General features: G+C 33.3%; 14 protein-coding genes, 1 pseudogene and 1 riboswitch. Of the genes and pseudogenes, 14 read left to right on the forward strand and 1 reads right to left on the reverse strand.

Annotated features, from left to right (window positions below; genetic code table 11):
- The first annotated feature begins 38 nt into the window (after window positions 1–38).
- A riboswitch (SAM riboswitch) is annotated at window positions 39–141 on the forward strand.
- A 62-nt stretch (window positions 142–203) separates the two neighbouring features.
- The 5 genes from QZ824_RS07190 (at window position 204) to QZ824_RS07210 (ending at window position 6,738) form a co-directional block, all read left to right on the forward strand.
- Entirely contained in the window at window positions 204–1,193 is a 990-nt protein-coding gene (locus tag QZ824_RS07190) for a homocysteine S-methyltransferase family protein (protein WP_291275346.1), read from the forward strand.
- Window positions 1,193–3,877, forward strand: a complete 2,685-nt coding sequence (gene metH / locus QZ824_RS07195; protein WP_291275347.1) for a methionine synthase — start codon at window positions 1,193–1,195, stop codon at window positions 3,875–3,877. Before QZ824_RS07190 ends, metH begins: the two co-directional genes overlap by 1 nt.
- Window position 3,878: 1 nt before the next feature.
- Window positions 3,879–4,835, forward strand: a complete 957-nt coding sequence (gene metF, locus QZ824_RS07200; protein WP_291275348.1) for a methylenetetrahydrofolate reductase [NAD(P)H] — start codon at window positions 3,879–3,881, stop codon at window positions 4,833–4,835.
- Window positions 4,836–4,984: 149 nt separating this feature from the next.
- On the forward strand, window positions 4,985–6,007 hold the full coding sequence (locus tag QZ824_RS07205; RefSeq protein WP_291275349.1) for an acyloxyacyl hydrolase: 1,023 nt from the start codon (window positions 4,985–4,987) through the stop codon (window positions 6,005–6,007).
- The gene (locus QZ824_RS07210) at window positions 6,004–6,738 is read left to right on the forward strand and encodes a head GIN domain-containing protein (RefSeq protein WP_291275350.1); all 735 of its coding nucleotides are present in this window, start codon (window positions 6,004–6,006) and stop codon (window positions 6,736–6,738) included. The genes QZ824_RS07205 and QZ824_RS07210 overlap by 4 nt, the downstream gene beginning before the upstream one ends.
- 56 nt (window positions 6,739–6,794) lie before the next feature.
- Here QZ824_RS07210 and QZ824_RS07215 read toward each other — a convergent pair.
- Window positions 6,795–7,424 (reverse strand): annotated as a pseudogene (locus QZ824_RS07215) (ATP-binding cassette domain-containing protein); the annotation flags it as partial.
- A 122-nt stretch (window positions 7,425–7,546) separates the two neighbouring features.
- Between QZ824_RS07215 and QZ824_RS07220 the strand changes: the two are divergent.
- From QZ824_RS07220 to QZ824_RS07260, 9 genes are all read left to right on the forward strand, one after another.
- Window positions 7,547–8,221 (forward strand): TetR family transcriptional regulator C-terminal domain-containing protein, encoded by a 675-nt coding sequence (locus QZ824_RS07220; protein WP_291275351.1) that lies wholly within the window; start codon window positions 7,547–7,549, stop codon window positions 8,219–8,221.
- 82 nt (window positions 8,222–8,303) lie between these two features.
- Window positions 8,304–9,611 (forward strand): AarF/UbiB family protein, encoded by a 1,308-nt coding sequence (locus QZ824_RS07225; RefSeq protein WP_291275352.1) that lies wholly within the window; start codon window positions 8,304–8,306, stop codon window positions 9,609–9,611.
- Window positions 9,592–9,741 carry a DUF2256 domain-containing protein gene (locus QZ824_RS07230; protein ID WP_084642270.1) on the forward strand — a complete coding sequence of 50 codons (150 nt, stop codon included), beginning with the start codon at window positions 9,592–9,594 and terminating at the stop codon, window positions 9,739–9,741. The genes QZ824_RS07225 and QZ824_RS07230 overlap by 20 nt, the downstream gene beginning before the upstream one ends.
- Window positions 9,719–11,032, forward strand: coding sequence for a DASH family cryptochrome (locus QZ824_RS07235; RefSeq protein ID WP_291275353.1), 1,314 nt, complete (start codon window positions 9,719–9,721; stop codon window positions 11,030–11,032). The genes QZ824_RS07230 and QZ824_RS07235 overlap by 23 nt, the downstream gene beginning before the upstream one ends.
- A complete protein-coding gene (locus tag QZ824_RS07240; RefSeq protein WP_366844332.1) occupies window positions 11,029–12,555 on the forward strand; it encodes a cryptochrome/photolyase family protein in 1,527 nt (508 codons plus the stop codon). The genes QZ824_RS07235 and QZ824_RS07240 overlap by 4 nt, the downstream gene beginning before the upstream one ends.
- A 6-nt stretch (window positions 12,556–12,561) precedes the next feature.
- Window positions 12,562–12,873: a TIGR03643 family protein gene (locus tag QZ824_RS07245; protein ID WP_291275354.1), complete on the forward strand. Its 312-nt coding sequence runs from the start codon at window positions 12,562–12,564 to the stop codon at window positions 12,871–12,873.
- A 6-nt stretch (window positions 12,874–12,879) separates the two neighbouring features.
- Window positions 12,880–13,563: an SDR family oxidoreductase gene (locus tag QZ824_RS07250; protein WP_291275355.1), complete on the forward strand. Its 684-nt coding sequence runs from the start codon at window positions 12,880–12,882 to the stop codon at window positions 13,561–13,563.
- Between the two features lie 11 nt (window positions 13,564–13,574).
- The gene (gene folE, locus QZ824_RS07255) at window positions 13,575–14,261 is read left to right on the forward strand and encodes a GTP cyclohydrolase I FolE (RefSeq protein WP_291275356.1); all 687 of its coding nucleotides are present in this window, start codon (window positions 13,575–13,577) and stop codon (window positions 14,259–14,261) included.
- A gap of 169 nt (window positions 14,262–14,430) precedes the next feature.
- Window positions 14,431–15,513 (forward strand): bifunctional 3-deoxy-7-phosphoheptulonate synthase/chorismate mutase type II, encoded by a 1,083-nt coding sequence (locus tag QZ824_RS07260; RefSeq protein ID WP_291275357.1) that lies wholly within the window; start codon window positions 14,431–14,433, stop codon window positions 15,511–15,513.
- Window positions 15,514–15,544 lie beyond the last annotated feature (31 nt).

The following is a 15,544-nucleotide window of genomic DNA, read 5'->3' on the forward strand; positions in this document are numbered from 1 at the left end:
CTTTTTGTTTTACATTTGCGTCGTTCATTTCATTAATGTTGTTATCACGAAAGCTGGAGGGAATAGACCCAATGAAAGCTTAGCAACCCTACACTGGTAGAAGGTGCTACATTCTATCCGCTATGGCGGAAAAGATAACTTGAAAAATTCTCTTCATTTTTCTTGATAACGTTATGAAATCATCGTATAGAGTTATCAAAATTATGTCAAAAATTCAAGAAGAACTTAAAAAAAGAATACTAGTCCTTGATGGTGCTATGGGAACGATGTTGCAACGCAATAAATTTGAAGAAGCAGATTTTCGTGGCAACCGATTTGCAGATTTTCCTCATCCACTAAAAGGGAATAACGATTTGTTATCCATTACTCAACCTGAAGCGGTAAAAGCGGTACACAGAGCCTATTTTGCTGCTGGTGCTGATATTGTAGAAACCAATACGTTTTCAGGTACAACTATTGGAATGGCTGATTATCATATGGAAGATTTGGTTTATGAGTTGAATTATCAATCTGCAAAAATAGCTCGTGAAGTAGCCGATGAATTCACCGATAAACTAAGATTTGTAGCTGGGTCTATTGGTCCAACGAATAGAACAGCTTCAATGTCTCCTGATGTAAATGACCCTGGATACAGAGCAGTTACTTTTGATGAATTAAAATTAGCGTATAAACAACAAGTTGAAGCATTAATCGACGGAGGTTGTGATTTACTTTTAGTGGAAACGATTTTTGATACATTGAATGCTAAAGCAGCTTTATTTGCAATCGAAGAGGTAAAAGAAGAGCGAAAAATTGACATTCCAATTATGGTTTCAGGAACTATTACTGATGCTTCTGGAAGGACGTTATCGGGTCAAACTGTAGAAGCTTTTTTGATATCAATAGAACATATACCATTATTAAGTGTTGGGTTTAACTGTGCACTAGGCGCAGATCAATTGAAACCTTATTTAAAAAGGTTGTCCCAAAATACCAGTTTAAATATTTCCGCACACCCTAATGCCGGTTTGCCCAATGCTTTTGGTCAATATGATCAAACTCCTGAAGAAATGCAACAATTAATCCGCGAATATTTGCAAGAAAACTTAGTGAATATTATTGGAGGTTGTTGTGGAACTACACCAGAACATATACAATTAATTGCTGAGGTGGCAAAAGAATTCAAACCAAGAACTATTGAAGTAGAACTATAATGGCAGAAGTTGACTGTAAAAAATTTTTAAAATTATCTGGGTTAGAACCTTTAATCGTAACGCCCGAATCCAATTTTATTAATGTTGGAGAACGAACTAATGTTACAGGTTCAAGAAAATTTCTTCGATTAATTAAGGAAGAAAAATACGATGAAGCACTAGATATTGCGCGTGCTCAAGTAGAAGGCGGAGCGCAAATCATCGATGTTAATATGGATGAAGGTATGTTAGATGGCGTGTTTGCCATGACAAAATTCCTGAATCTTATTGCCGCTGAACCCGATATTGCACGTGTTCCGGTAATGATTGATTCTTCAAAATGGGAAATCATCGAAGCTGGGCTAAAAGTAATTCAAGGGAAAGGAGTCGTAAATTCCATTTCTTTAAAAGAAGGAGAAGCTATTTTTATTCATCATGCTAAATTGATAAAACGTTATGGCGCTGCTGTTATAGTAATGGCTTTTGATGAAGTTGGACAAGCAGATACTTATGAACGTCGTATTGAAATATGTAAACGTTCTTATGATATATTAGTAAATAAAGTAGGTTTTCCTGCCGAGGATATTATTTTCGATCCCAATATTTTTCCAGTCGCAACAGGTATGGAGGAGCATAGAAGAAATGCATTGGATTTCTTTTTGGCTACCAAATGGATTAGAGAAAATCTGCCTTATGCAAATATTAGCGGCGGGGTTAGTAACGTGTCTTTTTCGTTCAGAGGTAATGATAAAGTTCGTGAAGCCATGCATTCGGCCTTTTTATATCATGCAATCAAACACGGCATGACGATGGGTATTGTAAATCCTGAAATGTTAGAGATTTATGATAAAATTGACCCCGTTTTATTAGAACATGTTGAAGATGTATTGTTGGACAGGAGAGATGATGCTACAGAACGTTTGTTGGAATTAGCGGAAAGCTATAAAGGTGATTTCAAAACAAATGAAAAAGTGGTGCAAGAATGGCGTAATGGTTCCGTTCAAGAACGTTTAACTTATTCTTTGGTTAAGGGATTAGATGAATTTATTGAACTCGATGTTGAGGAAGCAAGAGGCCAGGTTGAGAAACCTATTGAAGTAATTGAGAATCATTTAATGAACGGGATGAATGTCGTAGGCGATTTGTTTGGTTCAGGTAAAATGTTTTTGCCACAAGTAGTAAAGTCTGCTCGTGTAATGAAAAAAGCTGTCGCTTATTTGTTACCATTTATTGAAGCAAGTAAAGACGGCAAATCTTCTAGCGCAGGTAAAATTTTAATGGCGACTGTTAAAGGCGATGTACATGATATTGGTAAAAATATTGTTTCGGTGGTCTTAGCCTGTAATAATTTTGAAATCATTGATTTAGGGGTTATGGTGCCTCCTGAAAAAATTATTGAAACGGCGGTCAACGAAAATGTAGATGTTATTGGATTGAGTGGTTTAATTACACCTTCATTAGATGAAATGGTGTATTTGGCTAAAGAATTGGAAAAATTAAATATCAAAATTCCAATTATGATTGGTGGAGCTACGACTTCTAGGGCGCATACGGCAGTAAAAATTGCCCCAGAATACCAATCTACTGTTGTGCATGTTAATGATGCTTCTAGAGCAGTAACTGTGGCTAGTAATTTATTACAACCCGATACAAAAGCAAGCTATTCATCGGCTTTAAGAGAAGAATATTCCCAATTGCGTGAAGGCTATTTGAACAGAAGTAGAGAAAAGAATTTTTTATCTCTTGAAGAAGCGAGAAAGAATAAATTTAAAGTAGATTGGTCTACTTATCAACCTAGTAAGCCTAATTTTATTGGAATAAAAAAGATTCAAATTGAAGTTAAGGATTTGGTTGATTATATCGATTGGACACCATTTTTTCAATCTTGGGAATTATACGGAAAATATCCCGCAATTTTAACCGATGAGGTGGTAGGTGAACAAGCCACACATTTGTTTGCAGATGCTCAACATATGATTGCAAAAATTATTGAAGAAAATTGGTTTGAAGCAAAAGGAATTTTAGGAATTTTTCCTGCGAATTCCATTAATGATGATGATATACTAGTACAACCTTTAACTAACAACCAGCAACCAACAACTTTTTTAACTTTAAGACAGCAATCACAAAAAACAGTTGGTGCACCAAATATTGCTTTGGCTGATTTTATTGCGCCTAAGGAGTCTAATATACAGGATTATATAGGTTGTTTTTGTGTATCAACCGGATTTGGAGTTGATGAAAAAGCAGCAAAATTTGAAGAAGAATTAGACGATTATAATTCAATTTTAGTTAAAGCACTTGGCGACCGATTTGCCGAAGCTTTTGCTGAAAATTTACATGAAAAAGTTCGTAAAGAAATTTGGGGGTATGCTGCAGAGGAAAATTTTTCAAACGAAGAATTAATCAAAGAAAATTACAAAGGAATTCGACCCGCTCCAGGCTACCCGGCTTGCCCTGATCATTTGGAAAAACCAACGATTTGGAAGTTATTAAATGTTGAACAAGAAATTGGAGTAAAACTAACAGAAAGTATGGCTATGTGGCCAGCAGCTTCGGTTTCTGGGTATTATTTCGCTAATCCTCAAAGTAAATATTTTGGATTAGGAAAGATCCAAAAAGACCAATTGGAAGACTATGCTAAAAGAAGAAAAATAAGTATTGAACAAGCCGAAAAATGGCTCTCACCCAATATAGCTGATTAAGATGAAAGTAACGCAACATATAGAAAATGCAAAAGGGAAAACATTGTTTTCTTTTGAAATATTACCACCTTTAAAGGGCCAAAATATTCAATCTATTTTTGATGGAATGGATCCTTTAATGGAATTTAATCCCCCTTTTATTGACGTTACATACCATCGGGAGGAATATGAATTTAAAGAATTGGCCAATGGATTGTTGCAGAAGAAGATTGTAAAAAAGCGTCCTGGAACCGTTGGGATTTGTGCTGGTATTCAAAATAAATACAATGTAGATGCAATTCCTCATGTTCTTTGTGGTGGATTTACGAAAGAAGATACGGAGAATCTGTTAATTGATTTGGATTTTTTAGGTATTGACAATGTAGTAGCCTTGCGAGGTGATGCTCTTAAAACAGAAACTTATTTCAAACCTGAAAAAGAAGGGAATGAATATGCTTCAGACTTAGTAAAACAAATCAGTAATTTAAATGATGGGATTTATTTAGATGAAGATTTGCAAAATACAGCTCAAACTAATTTTTGCATTGGTGTAGCTGCTTATCCAGAAAAACATATGGAAGCGCCAAGTCTAGATAGTGATATTCATTTCTTAAAGCAAAAAATAAAAAATGGTGCGGATTACATTATCACACAAATGTTTTTTGATAATAAAAAATTTTTTGATTTTGTTACCAAAGTTAGAGCAGCTGGAATTACCGTGCCAATTATACCTGGTTTAAAACCTATTGCAACAAAAAAACAGTTGAATTTGATTCCTCATCGCTTTAGTTTAGAAATGCCCGATGATTTGATTATGGAAGTTGTAAAAGCAAAAGATAATGATGCCGTTCGTCAAATTGGAATTGAATGGTGTATTCAGCAAAGTAAAGAATTAGTAACAGCTGGTATTCCTGTTTTGCATTACTATTCAATGGGTAAATCGGATAATATTAAAGCTATTGCTAATGAAGTTTTTTAAAAATTGTAAAATTCTGCATGAAATAAAATAGTATAAATTCCTCATAATCTATATATTTGCCAATAGATATGAGGAGTTTTTATTTTTGCTTAGTTGCGTTATTTAGTTTACATTTTGTAGTGAGTCAAAATTCAAAAAATGACTTTAACTTGGATCTTCAATTTTTTAGAGGAAATGTATATAAACATACTCCAGATGTTGCTCATTTAACTACAGGCCATCCAGATGGATTTTTGTTAAGTTTCAATAAAAAAACAAACGGATCTAAAGATTGGCACCAATATTTTAATTATCCTGAATATGGATTCTCTATTCATACTATGGATTACAATAATAAATATTTAGGAACCAATTATGCAATTGGGGCTCATTTTAACTTTTTCTTCCTCAAAAGACATTTAATGTTGCGTATTTCTCAAGGTATAGGAATGACTACAAATCCATATGATAAAGTCACTAATAATAAAAATAATGCCTTCGGAACTAAAATTTTGGACAATAATTATTTCTTACTTCAATATCAAAAGAAAAATTTAATTGGACCTATTGGTTTGCAAACAGGCTTTATGTTGTCTCATTTCTCGAATGGTCGTTTTAAAGCGCCAAACAGTGGTTTAAATACGTTTACGTTTAATATTGGCTTGAATTATAATTTTGATAAGGAACAAGAATATCAAAAAATTGATTCATTGCCAGATAAGAAATCCTTTAGAGAGCGTGTAAAGTATAATGTGGCTTTTAGAACAGGAATCTCCGAAGGTCCAGTAGTTGATTTAGGTCAACGACAGTTTTATCACATTGGCTTATATGCTGATAAACGAATAGGTAGAAAAAGTGCATTACAATTAGGAACAGATGTGTTTTTTTCTAGATATTTAAGAGATTACATTAAATATGCGGTTGTAGCCAAACCTAATGGTCAAATTGTCGATCCAAATGTTGATTATAAAAGAATTGGTGTTTTTGTTGGTCATGAATTATTTATTAATAAATTATCGGTAGAAACCCAAGTAGGATATTACGTATATAAACCTTTTGATTATGAAATCGATTTGTATCAGCGAGTGGGTCTCAAATATTATGCTTACAAAAATTGTTTTACTGGTATTGGGTTAAAAACTCATGGAGGTAGAGCAGAGGCTATTGAATTAACATTAGGAGTACGATTATGAAGAAATGTATAGTATTATTGTTAAACTTGCTTTTTGTAAGTTGTGGAATATCTGAGGATTGTTTTAAAAATGCGGGTTCTACTCTTACAAAGGAATTGCCTATTGCTGATTTTGATAAAATTCGGGTCCATTCAGGAATTGCTTTAGTGGTAAAAGAAGGAGTTGATTTTCAAGTTAAAATCGAAGCAGGTGAAAACATTATGGGAAATATAGATGTTCAAAAACAAGGGGATTTTTTAATAGTTAAAGACCAGTCTACTTGTAATTGGACACGCGATTATAAGGCAGCTACAGTGTATGTAACAGCTCCTAATATAATAGAAATTCATAGTAAAACGGAACAAGATATTCGTTCTGAAGGGATTTTGACTTTTGGAATTTTGCGATTATTTTCAATTGATGAAGGAGGAGAAGCAGGTACGGGCGATTTTTATTTTTCATTAAATAATGGGCAAACTGTTATTGAAAGTAATCATATATCTAATTTTTATATTAGTGGTCATTCTCAAGAACTTCTTCTCAATTTTTATTTTGGAAACGGTCGTTTTGAAGGGCAAGATTTTAATGTAGAGAATATAAAAGTTTTTCAAAGAGGTTCTAATGATATGATTGTTAAACCTATTCAAAGTATTACTGGTTCTATATTAAGTACAGGTGATGTAATTCTGAAAAACAATCCTCCTTCAATAGATGTACAACAATTATTTTCAGGTCAATTAATATTAAATTAATTTTTTGTTTTTTCTCTAAACACTTTTTCAAGATTGGCACCAAGTTCAGATAGTAAACTGTCTTCAACAATTTTACCTTTATTAATAATGATAATTCTGTCACAAATGGCTTCTACTTCCTGCATAATGTGTGTAGATAAAAATACAGTTTTGTCTTTTCCAATATTTTTAATTAATGTTCTAATTTCAACAAGTTGATTCGGGTCTAAACCAGTAGTTGGTTCGTCCAAAATCAATACTTCAGGATTGTGAAGTAATGCAGTGGCTAAACCTACACGCTGTCTATAACCTTTAGAAAGTTCCCCTATCTTTTTATGACTTTCAGGACCTAAACCTGTTAATTCTATGACTTCTTCTATCCTAGATTTTGGTACACGGTGTAAGTCAGCATTGAATTCTAAATATTCTCTAACATATAAATCCAAATATAATGGATTGTGCTCGGGTAAATAACCAACGGATTGTTGTACTTGCTTAGACTGTGTTTGTACGTTATAGTTGTTAACTGTAGCATCTCCTTCGTCTGCAGTTAAATAGGTTGTCAATATTTTCATTAGCGTCGATTTTCCAGCACCATTAGGACCTAAAAACCCAACAATTTCACCCTTATTTACAGAAAATGTTATGGAATCTAAAGCTTTTTGTTCTCCGTATAGTTTAGTGATATTTTTTACTTCTATTGACATCGTTTACATTTTTAGCAAAAATAATAAAATAAATGTATCGTACGATAGATTAAAAAAAGTTAAAAATGATTATTTTGTTTAAATATTTTGTAAATTTGTTAAACAAAAAAACAATTAAAATTATGGCAAAGAAGAAAACAACCGAAATAAATAAAGATGCTGTGGTGTCTTTTTACATGGATCATGTGCTTTTAAAAGGTCACAAGCCACATTCAGTGTATGAGTTTGCTAAGAATAATGGCATTGAAGAATCGGAGTTTTATAAATATTTTGCTTCTTTCGAGGCGTTAGAAGAACAGTTTTTTTCTGATATGTTTCATTATACATTGGAATTGTTAAATAATACAGCTGATTACGACAACTACGATGCTGCACAAAAATTGTCTTGTTTTTATTTTACTTTTTTTGAAGTAGCTACTGCCAATAGAAGTTTTGTTGTGTACTTGCTAAAACAAGAAAAAATGCCGTTGAAGAATCTTATGAAGCTAAAGCAACTTCGAAAAGAGTTTTTGTCTTATGTTAAAACGGTTTTAGAAACTCCCTATAAAATTGAAAATCAAAAAATAACAGATATTCAAAATAGAGTCGTGCATGAAGGGGCTTGGTTACAATTCATGTCTATTCTTAAGTATTGGATGGAAGATACTTCAACTAGTTTTGAAAAAACTGATGTGTTTATTGAAAAATCGGTGAAAGCTAGTTTTGATGTGGTGTATAATGTTCCTATTGAAAGTATTCTCGATTTTGGAAAATTTATTTGGAAAGAACGATTTGGAAATTTTAATTCAAGAAAATGATATTCCAACTAATAAATTCTAATAACCTATTATTAAAAAAGGGGATTCTGTAGGTTTCCACTGAAAAAAATAACTTAAACAGATGAAAAAAATAGATTCTATTCCAACGAATAAAGTGGAACGGGTAGCTAAATTGGTTACTACCGGTGTTAAAGTAGGTGGGAATTATTTAAAATACTACGGAGAAAAGGTGGTTAACCCAAATTTAACCAAGGATAAATTGCATGAAAATAATGCCGCTGATATTTATGACGGATTAAAAGAATTAAAAGGCAGTGCTTTGAAAGTGGCTCAGATGTTGAGCATGGAGAAAAATTTATTGCCTCAGTCTTATGTTGAAAAATTTTCGTTGTCGCAATTTTCTGTTCCGCCTTTATCGGCACCATTAGTTCGTAAAACGTTTAAAAATTATTTTAATAAATATCCAGAAGAATTGTTTGATGAATTTGCGCCCGATTCTATTAACGCAGCGAGTATTGGTCAAGTACATCAGGCCAAAAAATATGGTAAAGACTTAGCCGTAAAAATTCAATATCCTGGTGTAAGAGAAAGTATTAGTACAGATATCGCTTTGGTTAAGCCTATTGCGGTGCGAATGTTTAATTTGCAAGGTACTTCAGATGAATATTTTCAAGAAGTGGAGGATAAATTAACAGAAGAAACGGATTATCAATTAGAATTGAAACAAAGTGAAGCTGTTCGTAAGGAATGTGAAGTGATCGAGAATTTAAAATTTCCAAGTTATTATCCTGAATTGTCTTCGGATAAAATCATTACAATGGATTGGATGAAAGGCATTCACTTGTCCGAATTTTGTAAATCTGATGTTTCGCAGGAAAAAAGAGACCGTGTGGGACAAACCCTTTGGAATTTTTATATGTTTCAAATTCATAAGTTAAAAAAATTTCATGCTGATCCTCATCCGGGTAATTTTTTAGTCGATGATCAAGCCAATTTAATTGCGATTGATTTTGGTTGTATGAAACAAATTCCAGATTCATTTTACAAACCTTATTTTGAAGTGTCTACTCCAACTGCTTTGGCCGATAGTGCTTACTTTAAAAGTAAATTAGTTGAATTAGAAATTTTGAAACCAACCGATAGTCCAAAAGAAATAGAGTTTTTTACGGCGATGTTTCATGAATTGTTAACGGTTTTTACGGAACCCATTCACAAACCTGAATTTGATTTTGCCAATCCTGAATTTTTTGGAAAAATAGCAGCGTTGAGTGAAAAATTTGCAAACGACAAGCAATTGCGTAAAATGAATGGGAATCGAGGTTCTAAGCATTTTATTTATGTTAATCGAACGTTTTTTGGCTTGTATAATTTAATGTTTGATATCAAAGCCAAAATTAAAATCAACGACTTTGAAAAATACTTATCATAAAGGGAATAAGTCTTATTTGCCAAGTAAAATTTGTGCTTCTTGTGAGAAACCTTTTTCTTGGAGAAAAAAATGGGAGAAAAATTGGGATGAAGTAAAATATTGTAGTGATGCTTGTAGAAAAAGGAAGTAAAAAAATCATTTGGTTTAGGAATAATTTGCGTACACACGATGCTGCTTTTTGGAATCATATTCAAAAAGAGGATGAGGTCATTGCACTCTATTGTTTGGAACCAGAATGGTTAAAACCTACTTCTTTTGGCTGGAAAAAAATGGAAGTCTTTCGGGCTCAATTTTTAGTAGAAACATTGCAAGAGTTACAACTACAATTGTCTAAAAATAATATTTCTTTTTATTTTTTTCATTGTCATGCCATCCAAGCATTTGAAGAAATTTATTCAAGTTTTCCGTTTGATACCATCATTTCACAAAAAGAATGGACTCAAGAAGAAGTCGAGGTTGAAAATAAAGTCAGAACTGCTTTCCTCAACGTTAGCTGGAAAACGGATTACGACCAATTTTTAATTGAACCTGCTCAATTGCCTTTTTCTCTAAACGATTTACCCGATGTTTTTACGTCGTACCGCAAAAAAGTAGAACAAAAATGGGCAGTTAAAGCGGTGCAATCCAAACCAAATATTTTATTTAAAAAATTGAATTTACCTTTTTCTTCTTCGATACCCACTATTGAAGAATTGGGGTACTCTTCTTTACAGGTAGATGAACGTTCGGCTTTTCCTTGCAAAGGAGGTGAATCTGAGGCGTTACAACATTTGAAAAAATACATTTGGGAACACCAACAAATTACAACCTATAAGGAAACAAGAAATGAATTGGTGGGTATTCAGTACAGTACCAAATTGGCTCCTTGGCTAGCAAATGGATCGCTTTCCGTTCGAACGGTGTATCATGAAGTGAGAAAGTTTGAACAGGAAGTCTTAGAAAATGATTCGACTTATTGGGTCTTATTCGAATTGTTGTGGCGCGACTTTTTTAAATGTGTCAGTATTAAATACGGAAATCAATTGTTTCAACTTTCAGGGATTTTAAACCGAAATTATAATTGGAAAAGAAATGAAAAAGTAATTGCTGATTGGATCAATGGGAACACCCGTTATGATTTTATCAACGCGAATATGTTGGAGTTAAAAAATACGGGATGGATGAGTAATCGAGGAAGACAAAATGTAGCGAGTTATTTTGCAAAAGAAATGGAACAAGATTGGCGAATTGGGGCGAGTTATTTTGAAGCATTTTTAATAGATTATGATGTGCATTCCAATTATGGAAACTGGAATTACTTAGCAGGTGTTGGAAATGATCCACGAGACCGCAAGTTTAATATAGAATTGCAAGCTAAAAACTACGATAATTTTCGTGTTTTTCGCAATCTTTGGTTAACTAAAAAAGTGGTAGAATTATGATTTTGCGCTTGCTTTTAGGTGATCAATTGAATGATGCCCATTCTTGGTTTCAGGAACAAGATCAATCGAATTACTTGTATGTAATGATGGAGGTGCAATCGGAAACGAATTATGTAAAACAGCACCAACAAAAGATTGTCGCTTTTTTTTCTGCTATGCGAAATTTTGCAGAAACTTTAAGTTCAAAAGGTTGTCAGGTATATTATATAAAAATTAATGATTCGCTTAACAAGCAATCTTTTGAAGAGAATATTAAAGGGTTAATCGAACCATTTTCAATAACGGCCATACATTATCAATTGCCCGATGAATATCGATTATACCAAGTGTTTAAAAATTTTAAATCGATATTTTCTCTAGAAGTTAAGGCTTTTGATACAGAACATTTTTTCTGTAGTTTGTCTGAAATTGCAGAATTGGGTAAAGAAAAAAAATACTATTTGCTTGAAAACTTTTACCGGCACCTAAGAAAAAAACATCAAGTTCTTGTAATAAACGATAAACCGTTGGGAGGAAAATGGAATTTTGATGCAGAAAATAGAAATAAATGGAAAAATCAAGTTCCTATTCCTGATGTAGTTTATTTCAATAATGATGTTTCAAGCGTGGTTGAGGATTTAAAGGCTATGAATATTGAAACCTTTGGGAAATCTACTTCTATTTCGAACTATCCCAAGTCAAGAGAACAGGCCTTGTTGCAATTAGATTATTTCACAACACATTTATTGCCTCATTTTGGAACTTTTCAAGATGCCATGCATACTGATGAGGTATGGTTGTTTCATTCTAATTTGTCCTTTGCCATGAATGTAAAAATGTTGAGTCCCAAAGAAGTGGTGCAAAAAGTGGAAGATTATTACAGAACTAATCAAGATAAGGTAGGTTTGGCACAAGTAGAAGGATTTATTCGGCAAATTTTAGGTTGGAGAGAATATGTAAGAATGGTGTATTGGAATAAATTTAATGAGTTGAAATCTGGCAATTTTTTAGAACATGAACGCACATTGCCCGAAGTTTTCTGGACGGGAAAATCGAAAATGAAATGTGTAGCAACTTGTACTCAAAACTCGTTAGATCATGCTTATGCACATCACATTCAGCGATTAATGGTTTTAGGAAACTATGCACTTTTAATGGAATCTCATCCAGATGAAGTAGATGCATGGTATTTGGGTGTTTATGTTGATGCAATAGAATGGGTTCAATTACCAAATACTAGAGGTATGAGTCAGTTTGCAGATGGAGGTATTGTAGCTACTAAGCCCTATATTTCTTCGGCCAACTATATTGATAAAATGAGTAATTATTGTTCGTCTTGTTCTTATGACAAAAAAACCAAAACGGAAGAAAACAGTTGCCCATTCAATAGTCTGTATTGGCATTTTTTAGATCGAAATAGAAATCGGTTGGAATCCAATCAACGTATGAAAATGATGTACGCTTTGATGAATAAGATGGACCAACAAGAATTGAGTAAAATTAATGAACGAGCACATTTTTTAATTGAAAAAAGAAACCTATAGAGTGTAATGAGTGAAACAAAAGTTATAGCGTTAAGACCGAATGCTGCATTTTCAGAAACTGAAATAGATCGAATTATAGAAATGGCTTGGGAAGATCGAACTCCTTTTGAAGCCATTGCGTATCAATTTGGAATTCCCGAAAAAGAGGTCATTCAAATTATGAGGAGGGAATTGAAACGATCGTCTTTTAACCTTTGGCGAAAAAGGGTCAATTCGGGGGTTAGTCAAAAACATGCACAGAAGCGAAACCCCGAAATAAATCGCTTTAAATGTACTTTACAAAGACAAATCACAGGAAATAAAATATCAAAAAGATAAAAAGCTATGAAAAAATTTTTAATTATTGGGGGAAGTAAAGGAATAACAAAAGAGGTGGTGCAGCAACTTTCTGCTCAGGGCGATTTTTGTTACGTTGTTTCAAGAACGGCACCCGATTTTCCGTTTAATGGAACTCATTTTGCCTTGAATGTGCTTACAGATGAATTACCTACGCTAGATATTTTAGATGGAATCGTTTATGGTATTGGGACGATCAATTTAAAACCGTTTAACCGTCTTTCTATGGATGATTTTGCACAGGATTGGCAAGTAAATGTAATGGGGGCTGTTAAAGTAGTACAGCATTATTTGCCTCAATTAAAACTTGCATCTCAAGGAAGTGTGGTTATGTTTAGTTCGGTGGCCGCACAGCGTGGTATGCCTTTTCACGCTAGTATTGGAGCGGCTAAAGGTGCCGTGGAAGGATTGGTAAAGAGTTTGGCAGCAGAATTAGCACCTAAAATACGAGTGAATGCAATTGCTCCTTCAATTGTTGACACACCGCTTGCAGCCGGAATTCTAAGAAACGATTCTATTAAAGAAAATATGGTAGCAAAACATCCATTAAAACGAATTTTACAGCCTGAAGATGTAGCCAAAACGGTTGTTTTTTTACTTAATGATTCCTCAAATGGTATAACCGGACAAATATTTATTCAAGATAACGGACTGATTTCAATCAGCAACTAAAAAAGATAGCTATGACAAAGAACCCAACAGTTGATACATCAAAATTAGTCTCTTTTTCTATTGATGAAATAGGAGATAATCATTTATTCACTTCCGTAGAAACTCCCATGAAAGCCGATGCTTTTCTCTTGTCTGACGAAGAGAAAAAAGATAAAATTGCTTTTCATTTTAAGGAAATAATGGAAGTTTTAGGACTCGATTTAACGGATGATTCCTTAAAAGGGACTCCACAACGTGTGGCCAAAATGTATATCGATGAGATTTTTTGTGGCTTGAATCCAGCGAACAAACCGCAAGTGGCCCTTTTTGAAAATAAATACCAATACAATCAGATGCTGGTGGAAAAGAATATTACCTTTTATTCTAATTGTGAACATCATTTTGTGCCAATTTTTGGTAAAATACATGTAGCGTATATTTCAAAAGGAAAAGTAATCGGACTTTCAAAAATAAATCGAATTGTGCAATATTTTGCGCAACGGCCACAAGTCCAAGAACGGCTTACGATGCAAATTGGTCTAGAATTGCAACAGATTTTAGAAACAGAAGATATCGCCGTAATTGTCGATGCTAAACATTTGTGTGTGTCTTCTCGAGGGATTAAAGACGAAAGTTCGGCTACGGTAACTAGTTACTATGGAGGAATATTTCAAAACGAGCAAAAAATGATGGAACTACATAATTATTTGAAAATGTAACTGTTCATTCTTTTTTTAATGATATTTTTTCATAATAATAGATATGAAAAAATGAGCATAGTTTTGAATCCTGATGTAGTTAATTTCTAGGTCAGGATTTTTATTTGCTCTAACAAAAAAATAATAAAAAGAAAAATAAGTTTTAATTTTACATCATTATAAATGAACTATGAAAAATAGTAAGGAATTAAGAACTTGGTTAGATGATTTTAAGTTATCTCATCCACTTGTGATTGCTGGACCATGTAGTGCAGAAACAGAAGATCAAGTATTGGAAATTGCAAGAGAATTAAAAAATTCTGATGTAAGTATATTTAGAGCTGGAATTTGGAAACCTAGAACTAGACCAGGAGGTTTTGAAGGAGTAGGTGAAATAGGTTTGCATTGGCTAAAAAAGGCTAAAGAAGAAACGGGATTGTTAATGGCTGTTGAGGTGGCTAATGCGCAACATGTTAAATTAGCTTTAACTTATGATATCGATGTATTGTGGATAGGAGCAAGAACAGCGGTGAATCCATTTGCTGTACAAGAAATTGCAGATGCTCTTCAAAATACAAATAAAATAGTTTTACTTAAAAATCCAGTGAATCCTGATTTATCCTTGTGGTTAGGTGGGTTAGAACGTTTATATAATGCTGGGATAAAGAAATTAGGGGTTATCCATAGAGGTTTTTCGACCTATGAAAAAACAAAATATAGAAACAATCCGGAATGGCAAATTGCCATAGAATTGCAAAGTAAATTTCCAGATTTACCATTAATTTGTGACCCATCTCATATTACTGGTAGAAGAGATATGATTCAGGAAGTTTCACAGCAGGCTTTGGACTTAAATTATGATGGGTTGATTATTGAAACACATTGTAATCCTGACAAAGCATGGAGTGATGCGGCTCAGCAAATTACACCTAGTACACTCAAACAATTATTTGTTGACTTGAAAGTTCGAAAAGAGTCGGATGACGCAGATGATTACAATCAGAAATTAGCTGGTTTACGAACTCAAATAGATGAATTAGATGCCAAATTAATTAATGTTTTAGCTAAAAGAATGAAAATTGCAGATGCTATCGGTAGATTAAAAAAAGAGCGTAATGTTGCGGTGTTACAAAGTAATAGGTGGAATGAAGTACTAGGCAGAATGATTTTAGATGGTGAAGAAAAAGGATTGAGTGAAGAGTTTATTCTTAAATTATTTAAAGCTATTCATCAAGAAAGTATAAGTCATCAAGAAAAAGTGTTTAAAAATTAATATTTTTCTGTAATATTGCCCTTTGTTAATC

The sequence above is a fragment of the Flavobacterium sp. genome (genome assembly GCF_021151785.1).
In the GTDB taxonomy this organism is placed as follows: Bacteria; Bacteroidota; Bacteroidia; order Flavobacteriales; family Flavobacteriaceae; genus Flavobacterium.

What these genes read in the sequence shown, in the direction of transcription:
- QZ824_RS07190 (WP_291275346.1), top strand. Translation starts at nt 204, where the DNA reads ATGTCAAAAATTCAAGAAGAACTTAAAAAAAGAATACTAGTCCTTGAT.
- QZ824_RS07250 (WP_291275355.1), top strand. Translation starts at nt 12,880, where the DNA reads ATGAAAAAATTTTTAATTATTGGGGGAAGTAAAGGAATAACAAAAGAG.
- QZ824_RS07235 (WP_291275353.1), top strand. Translation starts at nt 9,719, where the DNA reads ATGCTTGTAGAAAAAGGAAGTAAAAAAATCATTTGGTTTAGGAATAAT.
- metF (WP_291275348.1), top strand. Translation starts at nt 3,879, where the DNA reads ATGAAAGTAACGCAACATATAGAAAATGCAAAAGGGAAAACATTGTTT.
- folE (WP_291275356.1), top strand. Translation starts at nt 13,575, where the DNA reads ATGACAAAGAACCCAACAGTTGATACATCAAAATTAGTCTCTTTTTCT.
- QZ824_RS07245 (WP_291275354.1), top strand. Translation starts at nt 12,562, where the DNA reads ATGAGTGAAACAAAAGTTATAGCGTTAAGACCGAATGCTGCATTTTCA.
- metH (WP_291275347.1), top strand. Translation starts at nt 1,193, where the DNA reads ATGGCAGAAGTTGACTGTAAAAAATTTTTAAAATTATCTGGGTTAGAA.
- QZ824_RS07260 (WP_291275357.1), top strand. Translation starts at nt 14,431, where the DNA reads ATGAAAAATAGTAAGGAATTAAGAACTTGGTTAGATGATTTTAAGTTA.
- QZ824_RS07220 (WP_291275351.1), top strand. Translation starts at nt 7,547, where the DNA reads ATGGCAAAGAAGAAAACAACCGAAATAAATAAAGATGCTGTGGTGTCT.
- QZ824_RS07240 (WP_366844332.1), top strand. Translation starts at nt 11,029, where the DNA reads ATGATTTTGCGCTTGCTTTTAGGTGATCAATTGAATGATGCCCATTCT.
- QZ824_RS07210 (WP_291275350.1), top strand. Translation starts at nt 6,004, where the DNA reads ATGAAGAAATGTATAGTATTATTGTTAAACTTGCTTTTTGTAAGTTGT.
- QZ824_RS07225 (WP_291275352.1), top strand. Translation starts at nt 8,304, where the DNA reads ATGAAAAAAATAGATTCTATTCCAACGAATAAAGTGGAACGGGTAGCT.